Genomic DNA, 21,960 nt, shown 5'->3' with positions numbered 1-21,960 from the left:
CCTAAAAAGTATTCTTTTGAATTTAATTCATTTTTAGCTTTCATTGATAAAAGACAGAATTCCATCTATGCCGTCATCGCAGGGTTGACTCATCATGTAGCCTTTATACAACTTATTGTCTTTAATTTCCCAAATACAGAAAAAATCTGCGAGATTGATTAAATCTTCGGATTCAAGAGTTTCTACATTATAAGTAAATCTGATACAAACTTTGTCGTTTTCTTCTAATAGATGTGAAATTTGTGGTGACATATTTTGAAAAGACTTTCCCATCTCTGAAGCCATATTGAAAAATTTTTCATAATCAAGACGATAAAATCCTGTACTACTACTCCAATCGATAACTAAATCTGGGTGGATAAATTTTTCAAATGTAGATTTATCATGGTAATAGTCTGAATAGAAAAAATCTTGTACCAAATCTTTATTATTGGTGGTCATAAATTATTGATTTTTTTTAGTATTTCTGGAATTTGATTTATATAAGCAAGTTCTCTGTATTTCTTTTTGATGTCCTCTGCTGGTGAACCAAAATAGGTTGTATGACCTTTTAAATTTTTACTGATACCGGACTGAGCCATTATTATTGCTTTGTTGCCTATAGTTACGCCGCTAGTGATTCCAACTTGTCCCCAAATCGTAACTTCGTTTTCTATAACAACACAACCAGCAATTCCAACTTGAGAAGCAATGAGACATTTTTCACCGATAACTGTATCGTGCCCCACTTGGATTTGATTGTCTAATTTTGAACCTTTTTTTATTGTTGTCACGCCTGTAACGCCTTTATCTATGGTCGTTAATGCGCCAATTTCAACATTACTTTCTATAAGAATACTACCTCCAGACAACAATTTATCGTGTTTCTCTGGACGATTTTTATAATAAAAAGCATCAGCACCAAGCACTGCACCAGCATGAATGATCACATTATCACCAATTTTGGTGTCGTCATAAATAGAAACGTTGCTATGAATCAAACAATTATCGCCAATTTCAACATTTGGACCAATAAAAACATTGGGTTGAATTATTGTATTTTCTCCTATTTTTACTGAATCTGAAATGGACTGATTTGCCTTTTGAAAAGGTTTAAAAAAAGCAGTTAATTTATTAAAATCTCTAAATGGATCGTCTGAAACCAAAAGTGCTTTTCCTTCTGGAACTTCAACCTCTTCTTTATTAATCAAAATAACTGTAGCTGGAGAATGTAAAGCTTTGTCGTAATATTTCGGATGATCTACAAAAACAATATCGCCAGGTTCCACTACATGAATTTCATTGAGACCGTAGACTGGAAAATTTTCATCCCCGACAAATTTCGCATCAATAATTGTTGCAATTTGTTGTAAAGTATGTTTTTGAGGAAACTTCATGAACAGTTAATTATTCTTTGACACGTTCTTTGTAAGTTCCTTTTTCGGTTTCAATTTTGACTTTATCACCTTCATTGATAAATAATGGCACATTAATTTCTGCACCAGTTTCAACAGTTGCTGGTTTGGTTGCATTAGTTGCCGTATTACCTTTTACGCCAGGTTCTGTATGTGTAACTTCTAGGGTTACATTAGGTGGCATCTCTACAGACAAAGGCAAATTATCTTCGGTGTTGATTAAAATAGTCACAACCTCACCTTCTTTAAGCAAATTAGGCATATCTAATGCTGCTTCTAAAAGTCTAATCTGCGTATAATCTTCAGTATGCATGAAGTGGTAAAATTCACCTTCTTGATACAAAAACTGATATTTATGAGTTTCAACGCGGACTTCATCTATTTTATGTCCAGCAGAAAAAGTATTATCAATAACTTTACCTGTGGTTACACTTTTAAGTTTAGTTCTTACGAATGCTGGTCCTTTTCCCGGCTTAACGTGTAAAAACTCTATAATTTTGAAAATATCATGATTATACCTGATGCATAATCCATTTCTAATATCACTTGTACTTGCCATAATAATTTTTAATTTGAAAAATATCCTTTCATAATTCCACGCTGGGAATCTTTTATAAACTGTAAAATCTCGTCCCGCTCTGGTGTTGCTTCCATTTCAGCTTCTATAATTGAAAGTGCTTGTGTGTTGTTGTAATTCCTCTGATAAAGGATACGATAGATATTTTGTATTTCTCTAATTTTTTCAGTATCAAAACCTCTTCTCCTTAAACCCACAGAATTTATCCCAACATAAGAAAGTGGTTCTCGTCCCGCTTTTACAAATGGAGGAACATCCTTTCTTACCAAAGATCCGCCTGTGATGAATGCATGTCTGCCAATGCTACAAAATTGTTGTACTGCTGCCATTCCTGCTAAAACTGCATGATCGCCAACCGTAATATGTCCAGCCAATGTGCTGTTATTGGAAAAAACGCAATTATTACCTACAATGCAATCATGAGCAATGTGGCAATACGCCATAATCCAACAATTCTTACCAACTTTAGTTTTCATACGATCAGACGTACCACGATTGATCGTAACACACTCTCTAATTGTTGTATTATCGCCAATTTCTGTAATCGTATCTTCGTCGTTAAATTTTTTATCTTGTGGAATTGCAGAAATTACAGCACCAGGAAAAATACTGACATTTTTCCCAATTCTTGCACCTTCCATAATTGTAACGTTAGAACCAATCCAAGTTCCTTCACCAATTTCTACATTATTATGAATTGTTGTAAATGGTTCTATAACCACATTTTTAGCGATTTTTGCGCCAGGGTGAACATATGCTAATGGTTGATTCATACTATCTATTTTGATTTGACAATTTGGGCCATCAATTCAGCTTCACAAGCTAACTTATCATTGGCATAAGCATAGCCTTGCATATGACATATTCCACGCCTGATTGGTGAAATCAACTCTAACTTGAAAATTAAAGTATCGCCTGGCAAAACTTGCTGTTTAAACTTTACATTGTCAATTTTTATAAAATACGTTAAATAATTTTCAGGATCTTCTACAGTACTCAATGCCAAAATACCACCAGTTTGAGCCATTGCTTCAATCTGAAGAACTCCTGGCATTACTGGTTTTCCTGGAAAATGCCCCACAAAAAATGGTTCATTCATTGTCACATTCTTTGTTCCTAAAACCGAACTATCGGTCAATTCAAAAATCTTGTCAACCAACAAAAATGGTGGACGGTGTGGCAAACGATCCATAATTTCCGTTACGCCATACAAAGGTGGCTGACTCATATCAAATTTTGGAACTTTATTGCGTTTTGCTGCTTTTATTATTTTCATCAGTTTTTTTGCAAACTGAGTATTAATTGTATGTCCTGGTTTGTTAGCAATCACTTTCCCTCGAATATGAGTACCAACCAATGCTAAATCCCCGATCACGTCAAGAAGCTTATGTCTTGCGGCTTCGTTTGGGTAATGTAAGGTCAAATTATCTAAAATACCGTTTGGCTTTACAGAAATATCATCTTTTCCAAAAGCTTCCTTCAGACGAGACATCGTTTCTGGAGATAATTCTTTGTCCACATAAACAATAGCATTATTCAAATCTCCACCTTTAATCAATCCATTGGCAAGCATTGCTTCCAACTCATGCAAAAAACTGAAAGTTCTACAATCTGCAATTTCCTTTTTGAAATTTGAAATTTTATTCAAATAAGCGTTTTGCGTACCTAAAACTTTAGTGCCAAAATCGACCATTGTCGTCACCTGATATTCATTGGCTGGCATAACTAAAATTTCGGAACCTGTTTCTTCATCTGTAAACGAAATTACATCTTCAACGATAAATTCGTCTCTAGGTGCATTCTGCTCTTCGATTCCAGCTTTTTCTAAAGCTTCAACAAAAAACTTTGAAGAACCGTCCATAATTGGCGGTTCTGAAGCATTGAGTTCTATAATGACATTATTCAAGCCCATGCCAACGCAAGCAGCCAAAACATGTTCTGAAGTTTGAATATTCACACCGTTTTTTTCCAAACTTGTACCTCGGTCTGTACTTGTTACCAAAGTTGCATCTGCTGGAATAATTGGAGAGCCCTCCAAATCAATTCTTTTGAAAGCAAATCCTTGATTGATTGGCGCTGGCTTGAAAGTTAATGTAACATTCTGACCAGTGTGAAGTCCAACCCCGTGAAGGGAAACTTCTTTTTTGATTGTCGTTTGATTAACGGTTTTCATTGTCTTGAAGTTTGTTTTCTAAAGAATCGAGTCTTTTTATAATTTTTGGTAAATTTCTAAAATGCACATAGGATTTATTGAAGTCTGAATAACCAAAAGCTGGTGAACCTTGGATTGCTTCATCGTCTTTTATATTTCTGCCAACACCAGTTTGAGCTTGAATTCTAACTCTATTTCCAATAGTAATATGTCCAGCAATGCCAACTTGTCCACCAATTAAACAGTTTTCACCAATTTTTGAAGATCCCGCAATTCCAGTTTGTGCTGCTATTGCTGTGTGTTTTCCGATTTCAACATTATGGGCTATTTGAATTTGGTTATCTAGCTTTACTCCTTCTCTAATAATAGTTGAACCCAAGGTTGCTCTATCTATAGTTGTTCCGGCTCCAACGTCCACGCCATTTTCAATAATTACGTTTCCTATTTGAGGAATTTTGCTATAAACACCTTCATTATTTGGAGAAAAACCAAAACCATCTGCACCAATTATAGCACCGCTATGCAAGACACAATTACTGCCGATAACAGATTCTGAATAAATCTTGCTTCCTGCAAAGATTGTAACGTTATCGCCAATCGTAACATTATCACCGATAAAAACATTGGGATAAATTTTTACATTATTTCCAATCTCAACATCACTGCCTATGTAAGCAAAAGCACCAACATAAATATTATCACCCAATTTTGCAGAGTCTGAAATTGAGGATGGTTCTTCGATGCCCTTTTTATCTAATTTAATTTGATTATAAACTTCCAATAATTTCGAGAAAGCTTCGTAGGAATCTTCAACCCTAATTAAAGTGGTTGAAATGTCTTGTGTTTTTTTGAAAGATTTATTAACAATACAAATACTTGCATTGGTCTGGTAAATGTAGGACGTATATTTAGGATTGGACAAAAAAGTTAATGAACCCTCCGAACCCTCTTCAATTTTAGATAATTTATAGACTTCAGCTTCAGGGTTGCCTTCAACCTGACCATCTAATATATCTGCGATTTGTTTTGCTGTAAATTTCATTCTGGCAAAAATAGAAAAAAACTGTTAATTAAAAGATTTTGGATAACATAAGTAATATTTTGTCACTGTTTTAGACAAAGCTTTCAGGTTTAATTGGTCTGAAGCACTTGAAACGTCCTTAATTTTCCCGTTTTTGTACCAAATATTTATATGTTCTTTTTGAGATTGATAAGCTAAATTTGACGTTTCACCTTCAAACACAAAATAATCTGCTTCGTCTTTGGTAAGGTTGAAAGCACTCATTGTTTTTTGCTGAAGTCTTTCAAACTTATCTTGTTTAACTCTTTTATCTTTCAACTTTATTTTAAGTAAATCTCTGTTCAAAATCATTTTACTTAGTTTACTCAAAACAAAATCATCATGGTATTGCCAGTTTTTTAGAGCTGAAATAATATCATAATCATCCAATTTTGAAAACAAATCTAAAGTCACTTCATCAAAAGTCTCTGAGTCAATTTTATGTTTCAAGAAATAATTCAATGTAGAATTTTCAACTTCTACAGAATTATTTTCAAAAAGATATTTAGCACGTCTTAAAATTCTGATTAAAATTTGTTCTGCACAAAGTCCCGTTTTATGTAAATAGACTTGCCAATACATCAATCTTCTGGCCACTAGAAATTTTTCTATGGAATATATTCCTTTTTCTTCCACCACCAAATTCTGATCCACTACATTCAACATATTGATCATGCGTTCGCTATTGATGTTTCCTTCTGCAACTCCTGTATAAAAACTATCTCGTTTTAAATAATCCAAGCGATCGATATCCAATTGACTTGCCAAAAGTTGACAAAGAAATTGTTTGTAATAATTTCCTCTGAAAATTTCTATAGCTAAATCTAACTGGCCTTCAAACTCTTGGTTGAGTTTTTGCATAAATTCAAGCGAAATATATTCATGACTCAAATTTTCAACAATAGAATGTTCTAAAGCGTGCGAAAAAGGTCCGTGACCAATATCGTGAAGCAATATAGCAATTAAGACAGCCTCTTCTTCCTCTTCTGTGATTTCTACACCTTTGAATTTAAGGATTTGCAATGCTTTCTGCATAAGGTGCAAACAACCCAAAGCGTGATGAAATCTAGTATGATTTGCGCCTGGATACACCAAATGTGACATGCCCATTTGTGTAATTCTTCTTAAACGCTGAAAGTAAGAATGCTCGATTAAATCAAAAATTAATGGGCTCGGAATCGTAATAAATCCGTAAATTGGATCGTTTATAATCTTAAGTTTGTTCCGCTGGTTCAAATTTTCTAATTTTAATAGCAAATATACAGTTATATATGACAAACATAAAAGTTCTTTGGGTAGACGACGAAATCGATTTATTGAAACCGCATATTATTTTTTTAGAAAAAAAATCTTATGATGTCACAACTTGCCAAAGTGGCATGGAAGCCATAGAAGTTGTTAAAAATGAAGCCTTTGACATCGTTTTTTTAGATGAAAACATGCCCGGACTTACAGGACTCGAAACTTTATCGGAAATCAAGGCCATTCGCAGCGATCTTCCTGTCATAATGATTACCAAAAGTGAGGAAGAATATATTATGGAGGAAGCTATAGGCTCCAAAATAGCAGATTATTTAATCAAACCTGTCAACCCCAATCAAATTTTACTCAGTCTGAAAAAAAACCTGGACCATTCGCGTTTGGTGTCTGAAAGAACCACGCAAAATTACCAACAAGAATTCAGGAAAATTTCTATGGAATTGACCAATTTGGAAACCTACCAAGATTGGGTAGAAATGTACCAAAAATTGATTTATTGGGAAATGGAACTTGAAAATATTGAAGATTCTGGAATGTTTGAGATTTTGGAATCTCAAAAAAATGAAGCTAATATTGAATTTTGTAAATTTATAGAACAAAATTACCCAAGTTGGTTCGATAAAAATGCAAACGCACCAATTCTATCTCACACCTTATTCAAAAAGAAAATTCTACCTGAAATTTCCAAAGATCAACCCACACTTTTAGTGGTTATCGATAATCTACGTTACGACCAATGGAAAGCTTTTGAATCTACTATTGCCAATAATTATAAGAAGGTTGAAGAATCTCCATATTTCAGTATTTTACCTACAGCTACGCAATATGCTAGAAATGCTATTTTCTCTGGTTTGATGCCTTCTGATATGGAGAAAATTTATCCTGAATACTGGCTCAACGACACAGATGAAGGCGGCAAAAACCAGTTTGAAGAAGAGTTTTTGAATGCTCAGCTTAATCGCCTTGGTAAAGATTTTAAAACACAATATCATAAAATAACAAACGTAAGTAAAGGCAAGAAATTAGCTGACAACTTTAGGAGCCAAAAAGACAATGATTTAACAGTTTTAGTTTATAATTTTGTGGATATGTTATCACATTCCAAAACTGAATTGGAGGTAATTAAAGAACTGGCTTCTAATGACAAATCCTATCGTTCGCTAACACAAAGTTGGTTTAAAAATTCACCGCTTTTAGACATTATACAACAAGCACAAGGCTTAGGTTTTAAATTAATTCTGACCACGGACCACGGCACAATCAACGTTAAACACCCTTCTAAAGTGATTGGAGATAAAAATACAAGTTTGAATTTAAGGTACAAAACTGGTAGAAGTTTGACCTACAACGAAAAAGATGTTGTTGTGGCTAAAGATCCTAAAAAAATTCATTTGCCAAGTATCAATATGTCGAGTTCGTTTATTTTTGCCAAAGAAAATTATTTCTTAGCTTATCCAAATAATTACAATTATTATGTGAATTATTACAAAAATTCCTACCAACATGGCGGAATTTCACTAGAAGAAATGATTATTCCTTTTGTGATATTGAATCCAAAATAAAGTCATGAAGATAACTTATAAACTTGATGAAGTTTCTGAAGTAGCTCAAAAAATAATAGAGGTTTCAAAATCAAAAAACCTCTTATTTTTCGGTGAAATGGGAACTGGAAAAACAACTTTAATCAAATCGATTGTCAAGGCTTTAGGAAGCGATGACATCGTTTCTAGCCCAACTTTTGCACTTGTAAACGAATATAATGCTGGAGAGAACTATATTTATCATTTTGATTTTTACCGCATTGAAAATGAAGAAGAAGCCTACGATATTGGCTTTGAGGAATATTTGAACAGCAATAAATGGATGATGATAGAATGGCCAGAAATGATCCCTAGTTTATGGCCAGAAAACTATACTAAAATTGAAATTGAAGCCCAAAATGAACACAACCGAAAACTCATTCTGACTAATATATAAATCAGCTGAATTTAGAAAACAAATTAATTTTAATTACTTTAGCTACACTTAAAAATAATAATGAGTCAGTCCACATCAAAATCTCCGTTTACCACTTCAGAATTATTACCGCAAGAAGAAATGCTGGAAATAAAACGTTCCAAAGGACAGCTTTTCATCGGCTTGCCTAAAGAAACTTCTTATCAGGAAAAACGGGTTTGTCTTACACCAGATGCTGTAAATGCACTTACCGCAAACGGGCATCGGGTTTTGATTGAGAGCGGTGCCGGACTTCAAGCAAAATTCAGCGACAAAGATTATAGTGAAGCTGGCGGAGAAATTACTAAAGACACAGATAAGGTTTTTTCTTGCCCAATTGTACTTAAAGTAGCACCACCTTCGGAAACTGAGCTAGAAATGATGAATCCACAATCGATTTTGATTTCTGCACTTCAGTTGAAGACCAGACAAAAAAGTTATTTCAAAAAATTAGCCGACAAACGCATTACTGCATTAGCTTTTGAATTCATCAAAGATCAGTTTGGAAGTTATCCTGCAGTAAAAACTTTAAGTGAAATTGCCGGAACTTCATCTGTACTAATCGCTTCTGAATTATTATCAAATATGTCTGGCGGCAATGGACTAATGTTTGGAAATATTAGTGGAGTTCCTCCTGTTGAAGTTGTAATTTTAGGCGCAGGAACTGTAGGTGAATTTGCGGCTAGAAGCGCTCTAGGTTTAGGTGCAAGTGTCAAAATTTTTGACAGTTCTATCACAAAATTGCGTGATATTCAAAGCAAAGTCGGCAAAGCAATGTTCACTTCAACATTACAACTCAAAAACCTTATGAAAGCTCTAAAACGCGCTGATGTTGTGATTGGTGCCGTGAGAGGAAAAAACCGTTCTCCTGTTATCGTAACAGAAGAAATGGTTAAGAAAATGAAAAAAGGAGCCGTTATTGTTGATGTTAGCATCGATATGGGCGGTTGTATAGAAAGTTCTGTAATCACAACACACGATCATCCAACAATAGAAAAACATGGTGTAATTCATTATTGTGTTCCAAACATTCCGTCTAGATATTCCAGAACTGCATCATTATCAATCAGTAATATTTTCACACCGTATTTACTACATATCGGTGAAGAAGGTGGATTAGAAAATACATTAAGAATTGATGCTGGTCTGCGCAATGGTTTGTATTTTTACCATGGAATTTTAACAAGTAAAGCGGTTGCAGATTGGTTTGATTTGACTTATAGAGATGCCAATTTACTCATTTTTTAATCAGTATTTTATATGAAATTTATTCATCGGCTTAGCTATTACCTCACAGGTTTTGGCGTTGGTATAATTCTTTTATTATTCTTTTTAGGTGGCAAAAAAACTTCTTGCGATTGGGGTCTTGATGCACGAGTCCTTAAAAATATAAGATTAAAAGAACGAGTTGTCAACCAGGAGGCTCTAAGCTATTTTGAAAACAAAAAAATTGATACTTCAGCGATTTCAAAAATCTTACAAACCGGTGATGTTGATTTCAAAAAAAGCGATATTGAAGCAAAACCTTGTAAAATCTATCATATAGAAGGTGAATACAAATCTAAAAAGTTAGGAATGATTTTCGAGAACTGCGATTCTATAGTACGTTTGAAAAAAGTTTTCGATTTAGAATAAATCTATTTTATTTTTACAACATTATTTCTATGTTTGTTAGTATCAAACTGAAATTGTTTTATGAAGCGAATTATTATTGATTACAAAAAGTTGACTCCGGAAATACTCGCCATGTTAGTTCAGAAATATCCTGATGGTTATGATGATCGAGATATTGTGGTTTTCAAAAATCTTAAAAATGAAACCGTAGAAGCCGTAGAAGTAAAAACTGAGGACACAATTTATCTTGTCAAAATCAGTACAAGATTAGAAGATACCATGACAAAATTTGACGTTGATGACTATGACGAAGACGAAATGGAAATGAATTTTGTAGACTTACCTCAAAAAGACGATTCTGAAGATGATGATGACGATTAGAAATTTCATTATCAATTAGTTAAAACATAAAGCCAAAATTATTTGGCTTTTTTTGTTTAGATTAATTTTAAGAAAAATAGCTCGGCTTAACAATAATCAGTATATTGGTGGTATAAACTTGGATTTATGAAAAAGATTTTTTTACTTTCCTTAGTACTTTTTATGGCTTGCCAGAGTGATAAAAACCAAAGTGAAGCAGACGACAATAAAAAGTATAAATTTTCCAGAGATTTAGAAGAAATAAAAGAAGAAGGAACACTTCGAGCGCTGACCATATATTCTGGAACGACTTACTTTCTCTATAAAGGTCGTCCGATGGGATTTGAATATGAACTTTTACAAAGATTAGCTAAAGATCTGGATGTTGATTTGGAAATGGTCATCGCCAAAGATGAAAATAATCTGATTGATTTGCTTCGTGATGGTAAAGGAGATTTGATAGCATACGGCTATACAATTACTGAAGAACGAAGTAAGAAAATTAATTTTACAATGCCATTGTATTTATCTCATCAGGTTTTGATTCAACGGAAACCAGAAAATTGGCGACGAATGAAACTTCACCAAATTAGGGAAAAACTTGTAACAAACCCAGTAGAGCTAATTAACGATACAATTTCTGTTAAAAAGAATTCATCCTACGCCTCCAGAGTCAAAAACTTGTCTGATGAATTAGGTGGTCCAATTCATATCGATACTTTACGTGGAACTTTATCTACTGATAAGGTGATTAAAAAAGTGGTAGATGGTGAGATAAAATACACTATTGCAGATGAAAATATTGCATTTATCAATTCTTCATATTATCCTATTTTAGATATTAGTACACCATTAAGCTTGTCTCAAAGAATCGGTTGGGCAGTCAGAAAAGCAGATACAAACTTACTAACAGCAGTAAACCACTGGCTTGAAAAGGCTAAAAAAACAACTGATTATCATGTGATTTACAATAAATATTTCAAAAATAAACGTTTGTATAAAACACGTGTTAAAAGCGAATTTTATAGTTTAAATAAAAATATAATCAGCCCTTATGATAAAGTTATTAAAAAATATGCTGGTGAAATTGATTGGGACTGGCGTTTAGTAGCTTCTGTGGCTTACCAAGAATCTCAATTCAAACCCAACAGAGAATCGTGGGCAGGTGCACAAGGTTTAATGCAGATTATGCCAGCTACAGCAAAAGAACTTGGTGTAGTAAATCCAAGTGATCCTAACCAAAGTTTGCGTGGTGGAACCAAATATCTCAAGCAAATGCTAGACAGTCATAAGAACGTAAAAGACTCTATTCAAAGAATTAAATTCGCCTTAGCTTCCTATAATTGTGGCCTGTATCATGTAAAAGACGCCCAAAAATTAGCCAAGAACCAAGGTTTAAATCCGTTGGTTTGGGATGATAATGTTGAATTATCTCTTCTTGACTTAAGCTATCCCGAACATTACAATAAACCAATGATTAAATACGGCTACGTCCGCGGGCAAGAACCTTTTAATTACGTTAGAGAAATATTCGAAAGATACGAACATTATCAAAAATTCATAGAATACTAATTTCTGTTTTGACTAATTAGTATAGATTTTAGTTTAGATTTTATGTCATCTGAAGCATCTGTTAGCATTTGTTCATTTGTAGGATAATCAACTGGTCTTTGTGTAAGTAAAAACTTTTCGTCCTTACCCAAAACCCGATCATCGCCATTAAAGCTTGCAAATCTATTTTCAAACACAAATTGACTTTCCAAAGGATATGAGTTTATTTTTTGGTTGGTTATAAGATCGAAATAATCAACTCTTGCCTGCACATCAACATACTTTGTTTGAAATGTTTCATATAAAATTCCACTTACATTAACATAAATATCTTCCTTAATTTTTTCACCATCAGAATCTAAGATGAAATTCCCGTTTCTATCTTTCTTATATTGCCAGCCGTCCTTTACTTCTCTTTCAAGTGGAATTTCACGTTCTACGAGTCGTTCTGGAGAAAATTCAATATTTATAAATTCAATATCTACCGCAAAATCGTAATTAATATTTGTGCGTTCGGAAACGTGATATTCAGTCCAAAAATCGTCTAAACCATAGGTGTCAAAGTTCAGCAAACGATCTTCCATCATCTCTGGAATGATCATGTTTGTGTTATTCTGAAGGGTAACGATAACAAAATCAGTTCCATTGAAAAAAGCTTCCTTTTTGAGTTCATTAATATTTTTATAACCTGGCATTAAATTTTCAATTTCTTCCAAATAATTGAAAGCAACTCTATTTTGTGTTTTATTACCATTTTCAATGAAATCGAGTGAATTCTTATAAAGGTAATCTACATAATTTTCTTTTTCCTGAATGATGACATCTGAATAATCTTCAAAATTAAAAGCAATTTCATCTCCATTTTTATCCTCTAGAGGAGTTAGGGGTTTTATTTTTTGTTGAATTCGATCCAAACGTTTATATAATTCAAAAATTTCTTTGGTGTTTGCTTGTAGATTTTCTTTTCTCAAAAAAGTGATTAACTCTAAATCTCTTTCTTTCATTTTTTGATAAGAGCGGTAAAGCAAATCTGCATATTCAGGACTTTTTTTTCGATCTTTCCCCTTTTGTAGTTGGCTTACTGACATATTGATCGCCTCCATGTAATTACCAGAATTCATTGCTTTAGTAGTTCTTTTTACCGATTGGCAAGCGAAAAGACCCAAGAATATTAATGCTAAATAAAAATACTTCATAAGTTAAATTTTAATGTAAAATAAGTATAAATTGATTAGATTCTCAACATTTGATTGAGAAATAATTAAATTCAATGTAAACCAAAAAATACAAAATTTAAACTAGCTGAGCTTTATTACACTACTTTGATTGATGATTCATTCATTTCGAAAATTATTAGTAAATTGAAATCAAAAAAATTATGAAACATTCTATTTACCTTATTACAATCCTTTTTTTTCAACTTAATTATGCACAAATTGACACTAAAATTTACAACATAATAGACGATATTTCTGCTGAAAAATTAGAAAACAGTGTTCAAGATTTAGTTGATTTCGGAACAAGAAATACCTTCAGTGAAACCGAAAGTGAAAAGCGTGGAATTGGAGCTGCAAGACGTTGGATTAAAAATGAGTTCGACAATATTTCTAAATCTTGCGATGATTGTTTAGAGGTTTTTTACCAAACAAAAACTGTCACGCCAAAAATGGGTTCTCGCGTACCAAAAACTGCAGATGTTGTAAACGTAGTTGCAATTCAAAAAGGAAAAAAATATCCAAATTCATACATTATTATGAGTGGTGATATTGACTCTCGTGCTTCAGACACACAAGATTTCAAAACCGATGCGCCAGGGGCGAATGATAATGCAACCGGAATTGCTGGTGCTATTGAAGCCGCTAGGGTTTTAAGTAAATATGAATTTGACCACAGCATTTTATATGTTGGTTTAAGCGGTGAAGAGCAAGGTCTTTTCGGCGGACAATTTCTAGCTGAATATGCCAAGGAAAACAAGTGGAATATCATTGGAATTTTGAATAATGATATGATTGGAAATATTGAAGGTTTGGACGGTGTAATTGACAACAGGAGTTTTAGAATTTTCAGTGAAGCTCACAACCCAACCGAAACTGATCAAGAACGCCAAATGAAACGTTATTACGGCGGTGAAGTCGATGGTGAATCAAGACAATTGGCTAGATATGTTCATAAAACCACAGAAACTTATATGCCAGAAATGAATCCAATAATGATTTACAGGCTAGATCGTTTTGGTCGCGGTGGACATCACAAACCTTTCAATGATTTGGGTTTCCCAGGAATTAGAATTATGGAAGCTCATGAAAATTACAATCGCCAACACCAAGACATCAGAACAGAAAATGGAATTGAATATGGTGATGTTATTGAATACGTAAATTTCGATTATACTAAAAAGTTGACTGCTGTCAATGCAATTTCATTAGCAAGTTTGGCTTGGGCTCCACCTGCTCCTACTCATGTGAAAATCGGAGGAATAGTAGAACCATCTGTGAAATTGGCATGGAAGCACCAAAATACCGATGATGTAAAAGGCTACAAAATTTATTGGAGAGACACAACCTCTCCAACTTGGGATCATTTCAAGTATGTTGAAAATGTAAATGAAATCACTCTAGAAGGTATAATTATAGACAATTTTTACTTTGGAATAGCTGCTGTTGGCAAAAATGGACACGAAAGCGTTGTTGTATTTCCTAGTCAAATAATGAGGTAAGCAATTGAAATCAAAACAAAATGAAAACAAAAAAGCCTTATCAGAAATGAAAAGGCTTTTTTTTGGGTGGAAGATGGGGCTCGAACCCACGACCCCTGGTACCACAAACCAGTGCTCTAACCAACTGAGCTACATCCACCGTTTGCATTTGGATAATGCGAGTGCAAATTTAATTAAAATTTACATTCTGCAAAATATTTTATCAAATTAAATCAAAAATTGAATCTACTGCCGGATGACGTTCTACAGTAAAACCCTCGGCATAATCAGTTCCTATCAAACGGCCTAAATTTCTAGCCCTATAAGTTATACTATCAAAAAAATTAGAACTGGAAATCGGTGTGTCAGGTTCTTTATTTTTTTCATCATAAAACTGAGTTTTATAGGCTTGTACAGATTCAATTTTCTTAGCCATAAAGCCACTAATATCCACTACAATATCTGGTTCAATATCATACCATTGAATATAATGATAAACATGTTTAGGGCGCCATTCTTTTTGAACATTGCCTTGGCAAATGGTTTCAATCTTTCGTAATCCACTCAGAAAACATGCATCACTCACCAGCTGACTGCCTTTTCCATGATCTATGTGGCGGTCGCGAATAGCATTGCAAAGCACAATCTCTGGTTTGTATTTTCTAATTACTTTAATAATTTCAAGTTGATGCGCAGTATTATTTGTAAAAAAACCATCACTGAATTCTAAATTTTTACGAACACTAACACCAAGAATTTCAGCTGCAGATTTTGCTTCAGCATCTCTGGTTTCAGCAGTGCCACGCGTTCCAAGTTCTCCTCTTGTTAAATCAAGAATACCCACTTTTTTACCGCGACTAATTTCTTTAGCCAAAGTCCCTGAACAACTGAGTTCTACATCATCTGGATGTGCACCAATTGCCAGAATATCTAATTTCATATAAATTACTTTTTAGTAAGTTGTCTAATTTTAATATTGAAAGCCGCAAAAAATAAAGTTACAAATGGGCTTAGGTAGTTGAATATTGCATAGAAAAAATAATCTACAACCGGCACACCTAATACGCCACTGTGATATGCACCACAGGTGTTCCAAGGAATTAGCACCGATGTTACTGTTCCTGAATCTTCCAAAGTTCGGCTCAAATTCTCAGGTGCTAGACCTTTCTTTTCATAAGCTTTTGCAAACATTTTGCCAGGAACTACAATTGCCAAATATTGATCTGAAGCAGTCAGATTCAATGCCAAGCAACTGGAAACAGTACTGAAAAATAGCCCAAACGTTGAATGAAATAAATTCAGTAAAGCTTGACTAATACGTTCTAATGCACCGATAGCATCCATAATTCCTCCGAAAACCATAGCACAAATAATTAGCCAAATTGTTCCTAACATGCCGTACATTCCACCAGCTGAAAACAAATCTGATAACGACTCATTATCTGTAGGCACTTGAATATCTATAGTAATAGCATCCATAATTCCGCGATATGCTACTTCTAGTGTCAAAGCATCTCCTCCACCTATCATTTGAACCAAATCTGGTTGAAAAAAAAGTGCAGATAATGCTGCTAATAAAATTCCTAATAGTAAAGCAATTAGTGGTGGTGTTTTTTTAACAATTAAAACTATGACTACAATTGGTACAACAAATAACCACGGAGATATATTAAATGAAGCATCTATTGCAGTTAAAATTTCTTCAGGGTTAGTTTGTCCAGTAGTATCCAAATTCAGTCCAATAATTATAAAAACAATAAGCGTAATAATAATTGTTGGAACTGTAGTAATTGTCATGTATCTAATGTGAGTAAATAAATCGGTACCCGCCATTGCTGGCGCTAAATTGGTTGTATCACTCATGGGCGATAATTTATCTCCAAAGTAGCCTCCCGAAAGTACTGCGCCTGCAGTCATAGCAACCGACACACCCAAAGCTCCTGCAATACCTATCAATGCAATACCTACTGTCGCAGATGTTGTCCAACTACTTCCAGTGGCTACAGAAATCACGGAACATATAATAACGCAAGCAGCTAAAAATATTGTTGGATTTAGAATTTGTAAGCCATAATAAATCATAGTTGGTATAATGCCACTTAACAACCAAGTTCCTGCCAAAGCGCCCACCATGAGTAAAATAAGAATCGGTTCTGCTGTTGCTTTAATATTCTTAGCAACATCTTCTATCATGACTTCAAATTTTGCGCCCTTTAGAGTTCCAACCACAGCAGCCACAGCAGCTCCCATCAATAAAATAAATTGATTAGAGCCTTCTAAAGAACTATCTCCATAAACAAATACATTATAGGCCAACATTCCTATCAATGCTAAAACTGGAATTAAAGCTTGCCAGATCGTTAATTCAATTTTTTCTTTGGCTTTTACTTCTGAAGAATCATTCGAAGAATTACTCATGTCAATATTTTAAAAATCGACGTAATGTTACAATTTTGCTACAAAATTCACAATGTTTAGTTCATTTTTTATTGATATTTTCATAATATAAAGTTCACATACAACAACTTGCAATTTTAGAATTTCAAAATTCTTTGACTTTCAAACTATAGAACTGCTATAACTTTCAATTTTTATTTTACTCCAAAATAAATTAACAAGGTTTTCATGCTTCAAAATTGTCCTTTGATTTTTAAGGTGTAAATTTGTGACTATTATAAAAAGTTCAAAACAAAACCTATGAATACTTATGATGTTGCCGTAATTGGCTCCGGACCTGGCGGCTATGTAGCTGCGATACGATGTGCCCAATTGGGAATGAAAACTGCAATTATTGAAAAATATGCCACCAAAGGCGGAACCTGTCTCAATGTTGGCTGTATTCCTTCTAAAGCTTTGTTAGATTCGTCTCACCATTACGAGGATGCAATCAAAAATTTTGAAGAACACGGCATCGATATTTCTGGAGATGTAAAAGTCAATCTGGAAAATATGATGAAACGAAAATCAGGTGTTGTTGAGCAAACCACAAAAGGGATTGATTTTTTAATGGATAAAAACAACATCGATTCCTATCAAGGTGTTGGTTCATTTAAAGATAAGACTCATATTAAGATCAAAGATGATGATGAAACAACAGAAATTGAAGCCAAACATATCATTATTGCAACTGGTAGCAAGCCTTCAAGTTTACCATTCATCGACATAGATAAAGAACGCATTATCACTTCTACTGAAGCACTTTCACTAAAAGAGATTCCAAAACATCTTATCATGATTGGCGGCGGCGTCATTGGCCTTGAGCTTGGTCAAGTTTACAAAAGATTAGGTGCAGATGTGACTGTCATAGAATTCATGGATCGCATTATTCCTGGAATGGATAAAGATCAGAGTAAGGAATTAATGAAGTCTATGAAAAAACAAAAAGTAAAATTCCATTTATCTCATAAAGTTAAATCTGTTGAAAGAAATGGCGATGAAATTATCGTAAAAGCAGATGATAAAAATGATAAGGAAGTAGAGTTTAAAGGTGATTATTGCTTAGTTTCAGTTGGAAGAAAACCTTTCACGAAAGGTCTAGAAGCTGAAAATGCTGGTATTGAAATTAACGACAAAGGTCAAATTATTGTCAATGATAAACTTCAGACCAAAGCAGAAAATATTTACGCTATTGGTGATGTCATTCAAGGTGCAATGTTAGCGCATAAAGCTGAAGAAGAAGGCTCCTTTGTAGCTGAAGTAATTGCAGGACAAAAACCACATATCGATTATAATTTGATTCCTGGTGTAGTCTATACTTGGCCAGAAGTTGCTTCTGTTGGTAAAACTGAAGAGCAGCTTAAAGAAAATAAAGTTGAATATAAATCTGGAAAATTCCCAATGCGAGCTTTAGGACGTTCTAGAGCTAGTGGAGATGTAGATGGTTTCGTGAAAATTCTTTCTGATAAAGAAACCGACGAAGTTCTTGGCGTCCACATGGTTGGTGCTAGAGTTGCAGATCTTATTGCTGAGGCCGTTACTGCTATGGAATTCCGTGCTAGCGCAGAAGATATTGCAAGAATGAGTCACGCTCACCCTACTTATGCAGAAGCTGTAAAAGAAGCTGCATTGGCTGCGACAGATGACCGAGCTATACATATTTAAGTCAATGAAAAATATATTTTTCAAAAGCCGATATGAATTCATGTCGGCTTTTTTAATTTTAAATTGAAATGAAATTAGTTTAAAAATGAATTCAATTCAAAAATCAACTAAAATGAAAATAGCTGGTATTGATTCTTGTCCTAGCGGTTGGATCGTGATTCTATTTGAAAAAAATAAATTCTCAGCTTTACTGGTCGAAAATATCACTGAATTAATCTCGTTTCATCCCGACCTAGATTGCATTTTAATTGATATTCCAATTGGTTTATCTTCAGAAAACTTCAAAAGAAATATTGAAGAGAAAATGCGAAAATTTTTACCAGAACGCGGATCTACAATTTTCACCCCTGCCTGTAGAAAAGCCGTTTATGCTGAAAATTACGAAGGTGCCAAATCAATAAATAAAAAAGTTTTGGGGAAGAGTTTATCAATTCAAAGTTTCAATATTTCTAAGAAAATCAAAGAAATTGACTTGTATTTTGATACTAAACCGCAATCATTAGAAATATATGAATCGCATCCAGAAATTTGCTTCAAACAACTCAACAACAACAAAGTTTTGATGAGCAAAAAAACTTCTCCAGAAGGGTTTCAAGAGCGATTTGAATTATTGATTTCAAAATATCCACAACTTCAAAATCTTTATAAAGACATTCAACTTCAATATCCAAAATCGAAAGTAAAACCAGATGATATATTGGATGCTATGGTCTTGTGTGTTACAAATCTGAAATCACAAAACAATGGTTTTCAATTTATTGAAAATGAAAATAAAACTGACCAAAAAGGAATTCAAATTAAAATTGCTTTTTAACCGTTGATAATGTCTTTGAATATTGGTTTGAAACCACTAAGAAAAAATTCTATAGCAATAACCATAATGATTAAACCCATTAAACGCATCAAAACATTATTTCCAGTTTGACCTAAAAGTTTAATGATTTTCCCAGCACTTAAAAGGATAATCAATGTTATAGCTAAAACTAGAAAAATTGCACCGATTAAAACTGCCTGTTTATCTACTGTTTGCGCATCTTCCATCATTACAATCGCACTTGTTATTGCGCCCGGACCACAGATCATAGGAATCGCTAGAGGTGTTATAGAAATATCATTGACGTAGGTTTTTATTTCAGAATCCTGAACTTTTACTTTTCCAAGTCTTGCTTGCAACATATCCATTCCCATCAAAAAGAAAATAATACCACCAACGACTCTAAAACTATTGACAGAGATTCCAAAAAAGTTGAATAAAATCTGTCCAGAAAAAGCAAAAATCAAAATAGTTACAAATGAAGCTATAATTGCTTTCTTAGCCGTAGCTATTCGACTTTGTTTGTCCAATTCTGCTGTCATGGTCATAAAAATAGGCATGACACCCAAAGGATTTATCAGCGTGAAAAATGTTGTAAAAGACAATATTCCAAAACCAATTAATTCATTCATTTTAAATCGAAATTTTTTGCAAAAGTATTTTTAATTTATTGAATAACAATCACAAAAAATCGAATTTTCAAATTAATAGTCAAATCTCTATTTCAATAAAATAAAGCGCTCAAAACCATTCATTAAACAGCTTAAGATTTATTTTGAAAAGGAGTTGAAAATACCTTTAAAAAGTCTTAAAAAAACTTCACGAAAACGTTTGAAATCTATATTTTTGCAAAAAAATATAAACAACACAACTTACAATGAATGCATCCCAAAATTACGAAAAGGAACTTGCTTTTCAAGCTGATCGCAGACGCGCATCTGTAAAATTCATCAGTATCGTCAATGATTTGTGGTACGAAAAATCTATTGAATTGGTCTTGTTCAGAAACTCGCTAATCAACAAGAATGTTGGCGAAATTTTAGGTTTACATGAGTACGCTGGCAAATTTGTAGAAAAGCCTATTTCAATTTTTGATTCTACAGAAATCGCTGAAGCCATTAAAAGTCTAAACTTACCACCTTCAAAATTAGATATTGGTAAACTGACTTACGAATACATCAAAAACAACAACACTACAAAAGATGCAAAAGGTTTCATTTCAGAAATTTTGAAAGATGCACAGAACTTCAATGGTATCAAACCAAAAGATGTTGTCTTATACGGTTTTGGAAGAATTGGTAGACTTTTGGCTAGAGAATTGATGGCAAAAACTGGCAAAGGCAGCCAAATGCGTTTAAGAGCTATTGTAACTCGCGGAGAAATAAATCAAGAAGTTCTAGAAAAACGTGCTTCTTTATTGAAAAACGATTCAGTTCACGCAGATTTCAACGGAACTGTTCAGGTAGATCTTGAAAACGAATCTTTGATAATCAACGATACAACCGTCAAGATGATTTCTGCAAATCAGCCAGAAGACATTGATTATACAAAATATGGAATCAAAGATGCATTGATTATAGATAATACTGGTGCTTTCAGAGATGAAGCTGCTTTGTCGAGACACCTTAAAGCCAAAGGCGCAGCAAAAGTTTTACTAACTGCACCGGGAAAAGGCGTTCCCAATATTGTCCATGGCGTCAATCAAACAAATTTTGATCCAAAATCCAACAATATTTATTCAGCCGCTTCTTGCACAACCAACGCAATCACACCGGTTTTAAAAGCTATAGATGATACTTATGGCGTGGATCACGGCCATTTAGAAACCATACATGCTTATACCAATGACCAAAATTTGGTAGACAACATGCATAAAAAATACCGACGCGGACGTGCCGCAGCACTTAATATGGTTATTACAGAAACTGGCGCAGGAAAAGCTGTTGCTAAAGCTTTACCAGTATTAGAAGGCAAATTGACTTCAAGTGCGATTCGTGTTCCGGTTCCAAATGGTTCATTGGCAATTTTAAATTTAAAATTGAAAACTGAAACCACTAAAGATCACATAAACGCTACAATGAAAAAATATGCTTTGGAAGGCGATTTGGTAGAACAAATAAAGTATTCTATCGATAATGAAATGGTTTCTAGCGATATAGTTGGCAATTCTGCACCTTCAATTTTCGATAGTCATGCCACAATTGTAGATGGCGAATCGGACAATGTTGTGCTGTACATCTGGTACGATAACGAATATGGCTATAGTCACCAAGTTATGAGGCTAGCCAAGTACATTTCTGAAGTAAGAAGATTTACTTATTACTAAATCAAAAAAATTCAATTTAAAATCCCTGTTTTTTAGCAGGGATTTTTTTGTTTTTAAAGTG

Annotated in this window: 21 protein-coding genes and 1 tRNA gene; 10 read left to right on the top strand and 12 right to left on the bottom strand. The window is 33.8% G+C overall.

Annotated elements, in window-relative coordinates:
* Positions 1-33: 33 nt before the first annotated feature.
* From EIG86_RS04875 to EIG86_RS04845, 7 genes are read right to left on the bottom strand one after another with little or no spacing between them, the layout of a single operon-like run.
* Positions 34-441, bottom strand: a complete 408-nt coding sequence (locus EIG86_RS04875) for a nuclear transport factor 2 family protein (RefSeq protein ID WP_127845038.1) — start codon at positions 439-441, stop codon at positions 34-36.
* Positions 438-1,376, bottom strand: a complete 939-nt coding sequence (locus EIG86_RS04870; RefSeq protein WP_127845037.1) for a UDP-3-O-(3-hydroxymyristoyl)glucosamine N-acyltransferase — start codon at positions 1,374-1,376, stop codon at positions 438-440. The genes EIG86_RS04875 and EIG86_RS04870 overlap by 4 nt, the downstream gene beginning before the upstream one ends.
* 10 nt (positions 1,377-1,386) lie before the next feature.
* Positions 1,387-1,953 (bottom strand): elongation factor P, encoded by a 567-nt coding sequence (gene efp / locus EIG86_RS04865; RefSeq protein WP_127845036.1) that lies wholly within the window; start codon positions 1,951-1,953, stop codon positions 1,387-1,389.
* A gap of 8 nt (positions 1,954-1,961) precedes the next feature.
* Positions 1,962-2,744: an acyl-ACP--UDP-N-acetylglucosamine O-acyltransferase gene (gene lpxA, locus EIG86_RS04860; RefSeq protein WP_127845035.1), complete on the bottom strand. Its 783-nt coding sequence runs from the start codon at positions 2,742-2,744 to the stop codon at positions 1,962-1,964.
* A gap of 5 nt (positions 2,745-2,749) precedes the next feature.
* A complete protein-coding gene (locus EIG86_RS04855) occupies positions 2,750-4,144 on the bottom strand; it encodes a bifunctional UDP-3-O-[3-hydroxymyristoyl] N-acetylglucosamine deacetylase/3-hydroxyacyl-ACP dehydratase (protein ID WP_127845034.1) in 1,395 nt (464 codons plus the stop codon).
* Complete coding sequence (gene lpxD / locus EIG86_RS04850; protein WP_127845033.1) at positions 4,131-5,165, bottom strand: UDP-3-O-(3-hydroxymyristoyl)glucosamine N-acyltransferase; 1,035 nt, start codon at positions 5,163-5,165, stop codon at positions 4,131-4,133. The genes EIG86_RS04855 and lpxD overlap by 14 nt, the downstream gene beginning before the upstream one ends.
* Before the next feature lie 24 nt (positions 5,166-5,189).
* A complete protein-coding gene (locus EIG86_RS04845) occupies positions 5,190-6,419 on the bottom strand; it encodes an HD domain-containing protein (protein ID WP_127845032.1) in 1,230 nt (409 codons plus the stop codon).
* A gap of 35 nt (positions 6,420-6,454) precedes the next feature.
* Between EIG86_RS04845 and porX the strand changes: the two genes are divergently transcribed.
* The 6 genes from porX (at position 6,455) to EIG86_RS04815 (ending at position 11,984) form a co-directional block, all read left to right on the top strand.
* Positions 6,455-8,005: a T9SS response regulator signal transducer PorX gene (gene porX / locus EIG86_RS04840; protein ID WP_127845031.1), complete on the top strand. Its 1,551-nt coding sequence runs from the start codon at positions 6,455-6,457 to the stop codon at positions 8,003-8,005.
* 4 nt (positions 8,006-8,009) lie between these two features.
* On the top strand, positions 8,010-8,420 hold the full coding sequence (gene tsaE / locus EIG86_RS04835) for a tRNA (adenosine(37)-N6)-threonylcarbamoyltransferase complex ATPase subunit type 1 TsaE (protein WP_127845030.1): 411 nt from the start codon (positions 8,010-8,012) through the stop codon (positions 8,418-8,420).
* A gap of 60 nt (positions 8,421-8,480) precedes the next feature.
* Complete coding sequence (locus EIG86_RS04830; protein ID WP_127845029.1) at positions 8,481-9,686, top strand: alanine dehydrogenase; 1,206 nt, start codon at positions 8,481-8,483, stop codon at positions 9,684-9,686.
* A 12-nt stretch (positions 9,687-9,698) separates the two neighbouring features.
* Complete coding sequence (locus EIG86_RS04825) at positions 9,699-10,073, top strand: DUF4258 domain-containing protein (RefSeq protein WP_127845028.1); 375 nt, start codon at positions 9,699-9,701, stop codon at positions 10,071-10,073.
* Positions 10,074-10,133: 60 nt separating this feature from the next.
* On the top strand, positions 10,134-10,433 hold the full coding sequence (locus tag EIG86_RS04820; protein WP_127845027.1) for a hypothetical protein: 300 nt from the start codon (positions 10,134-10,136) through the stop codon (positions 10,431-10,433).
* A 126-nt stretch (positions 10,434-10,559) separates the two neighbouring features.
* Positions 10,560-11,984: an MltF family protein gene (locus EIG86_RS04815; RefSeq protein ID WP_127845026.1), complete on the top strand. Its 1,425-nt coding sequence runs from the start codon at positions 10,560-10,562 to the stop codon at positions 11,982-11,984.
* Here EIG86_RS04815 and EIG86_RS04810 read toward each other — a convergent pair.
* The gene (locus tag EIG86_RS04810; protein ID WP_127845025.1) at positions 11,981-13,159 is read right to left on the bottom strand and encodes a hypothetical protein; all 1,179 of its coding nucleotides are present in this window, start codon (positions 13,157-13,159) and stop codon (positions 11,981-11,983) included. The genes EIG86_RS04815 and EIG86_RS04810 overlap by 4 nt on opposite strands.
* Before the next feature lie 182 nt (positions 13,160-13,341).
* Here EIG86_RS04810 and EIG86_RS04805 point away from each other — a divergent pair, with 182 nt between their 5' ends.
* On the top strand, positions 13,342-14,679 hold the full coding sequence (locus EIG86_RS04805; protein WP_127845024.1) for a M28 family peptidase: 1,338 nt from the start codon (positions 13,342-13,344) through the stop codon (positions 14,677-14,679).
* A gap of 64 nt (positions 14,680-14,743) precedes the next feature.
* Here the strand turns inward: EIG86_RS04805 and EIG86_RS04800 are convergent.
* From EIG86_RS04800 to nhaC, 3 genes are all read right to left on the bottom strand, one after another.
* Positions 14,744-14,819 (bottom strand) — tRNA-His (locus EIG86_RS04800).
* Positions 14,820-14,881: 62 nt separating this feature from the next.
* A complete protein-coding gene (bshB1, locus tag EIG86_RS04795; protein ID WP_127845023.1) occupies positions 14,882-15,598 on the bottom strand; it encodes a bacillithiol biosynthesis deacetylase BshB1 in 717 nt (238 codons plus the stop codon).
* A 5-nt stretch (positions 15,599-15,603) separates the two neighbouring features.
* Positions 15,604-17,076, bottom strand: a complete 1,473-nt coding sequence (nhaC, locus tag EIG86_RS04790; protein WP_127845022.1) for a Na+/H+ antiporter NhaC — start codon at positions 17,074-17,076, stop codon at positions 15,604-15,606.
* Between the two features lie 279 nt (positions 17,077-17,355).
* Between nhaC and lpdA the strand changes: the two genes are divergently transcribed.
* Together lpdA and EIG86_RS04780 are read left to right on the top strand one after the other, a co-directional pair.
* On the top strand, positions 17,356-18,759 hold the full coding sequence (lpdA, locus tag EIG86_RS04785) for a dihydrolipoyl dehydrogenase (protein ID WP_127845021.1): 1,404 nt from the start codon (positions 17,356-17,358) through the stop codon (positions 18,757-18,759).
* Between the two features lie 112 nt (positions 18,760-18,871).
* Positions 18,872-19,573, top strand: coding sequence for a DUF429 domain-containing protein (locus tag EIG86_RS04780; RefSeq protein ID WP_127845020.1), 702 nt, complete (start codon positions 18,872-18,874; stop codon positions 19,571-19,573).
* Here EIG86_RS04780 and EIG86_RS04775 read toward each other — a convergent pair.
* Entirely contained in the window at positions 19,570-20,205 is a 636-nt protein-coding gene (locus tag EIG86_RS04775) for a MarC family protein (RefSeq protein ID WP_127845019.1), read from the bottom strand. The two genes, EIG86_RS04780 and EIG86_RS04775, sit on opposite strands and share 4 nt — an antisense overlap.
* Positions 20,206-20,450: 245 nt before the next feature.
* On the opposite strand from EIG86_RS04775, the gene EIG86_RS04770 reads away from it, so the two are divergent.
* Positions 20,451-21,899, top strand: coding sequence for a glyceraldehyde-3-phosphate dehydrogenase (locus tag EIG86_RS04770; protein WP_127845018.1), 1,449 nt, complete (start codon positions 20,451-20,453; stop codon positions 21,897-21,899).
* Positions 21,900-21,960 lie beyond the last annotated feature (61 nt).

Origin of the sequence: Psychroflexus aestuariivivens (assembly GCF_004010055.1) — a bacterium.
GTDB classification, from domain to species: Bacteria; Bacteroidota; Bacteroidia; order Flavobacteriales; family Flavobacteriaceae; genus Psychroflexus; species Psychroflexus aestuariivivens.
The sequence above is the reverse complement of the archived record's forward strand: the minus strand, read 5'-3'. Positions and strand labels throughout refer to the sequence as shown.

Excerpts from the sequence above, each read along its gene's own strand:
- EIG86_RS04875 (WP_127845038.1), bottom strand. The coding sequence starts at position 441 with ATGACCACCAATAATAAAGATTTGGTACAAGATTTTTTCTATTCAGAC.
- EIG86_RS04870 (WP_127845037.1), bottom strand. The coding sequence starts at position 1,376 with ATGAAGTTTCCTCAAAAACATACTTTACAACAAATTGCAACAATTATT.
- efp (WP_127845036.1), bottom strand. The coding sequence starts at position 1,953 with ATGGCAAGTACAAGTGATATTAGAAATGGATTATGCATCAGGTATAAT.
- lpxA (WP_127845035.1), bottom strand. The coding sequence starts at position 2,744 with ATGAATCAACCATTAGCATATGTTCACCCTGGCGCAAAAATCGCTAAA.
- EIG86_RS04855 (WP_127845034.1), bottom strand. The coding sequence starts at position 4,144 with ATGAAAACCGTTAATCAAACGACAATCAAAAAAGAAGTTTCCCTTCAC.
- lpxD (WP_127845033.1), bottom strand. The coding sequence starts at position 5,165 with ATGAAATTTACAGCAAAACAAATCGCAGATATATTAGATGGTCAGGTT.
- porX (WP_127845031.1), top strand. The coding sequence starts at position 6,455 with ATGACAAACATAAAAGTTCTTTGGGTAGACGACGAAATCGATTTATTG.
- tsaE (WP_127845030.1), top strand. The coding sequence starts at position 8,010 with ATGAAGATAACTTATAAACTTGATGAAGTTTCTGAAGTAGCTCAAAAA.
- EIG86_RS04830 (WP_127845029.1), top strand. The coding sequence starts at position 8,481 with ATGAGTCAGTCCACATCAAAATCTCCGTTTACCACTTCAGAATTATTA.
- EIG86_RS04825 (WP_127845028.1), top strand. The coding sequence starts at position 9,699 with ATGAAATTTATTCATCGGCTTAGCTATTACCTCACAGGTTTTGGCGTT.
- EIG86_RS04820 (WP_127845027.1), top strand. The coding sequence starts at position 10,134 with ATGAAGCGAATTATTATTGATTACAAAAAGTTGACTCCGGAAATACTC.
- EIG86_RS04815 (WP_127845026.1), top strand. The coding sequence starts at position 10,560 with ATGAAAAAGATTTTTTTACTTTCCTTAGTACTTTTTATGGCTTGCCAG.
- EIG86_RS04810 (WP_127845025.1), bottom strand. The coding sequence starts at position 13,159 with ATGAAGTATTTTTATTTAGCATTAATATTCTTGGGTCTTTTCGCTTGC.
- EIG86_RS04805 (WP_127845024.1), top strand. The coding sequence starts at position 13,342 with ATGAAACATTCTATTTACCTTATTACAATCCTTTTTTTTCAACTTAAT.
- bshB1 (WP_127845023.1), bottom strand. The coding sequence starts at position 15,598 with ATGAAATTAGATATTCTGGCAATTGGTGCACATCCAGATGATGTAGAA.
- nhaC (WP_127845022.1), bottom strand. The coding sequence starts at position 17,076 with ATGAGTAATTCTTCGAATGATTCTTCAGAAGTAAAAGCCAAAGAAAAA.
- lpdA (WP_127845021.1), top strand. The coding sequence starts at position 17,356 with ATGAATACTTATGATGTTGCCGTAATTGGCTCCGGACCTGGCGGCTAT.
- EIG86_RS04780 (WP_127845020.1), top strand. The coding sequence starts at position 18,872 with ATGAAAATAGCTGGTATTGATTCTTGTCCTAGCGGTTGGATCGTGATT.
- EIG86_RS04775 (WP_127845019.1), bottom strand. The coding sequence starts at position 20,205 with ATGAATGAATTAATTGGTTTTGGAATATTGTCTTTTACAACATTTTTC.
- EIG86_RS04770 (WP_127845018.1), top strand. The coding sequence starts at position 20,451 with ATGAATGCATCCCAAAATTACGAAAAGGAACTTGCTTTTCAAGCTGAT.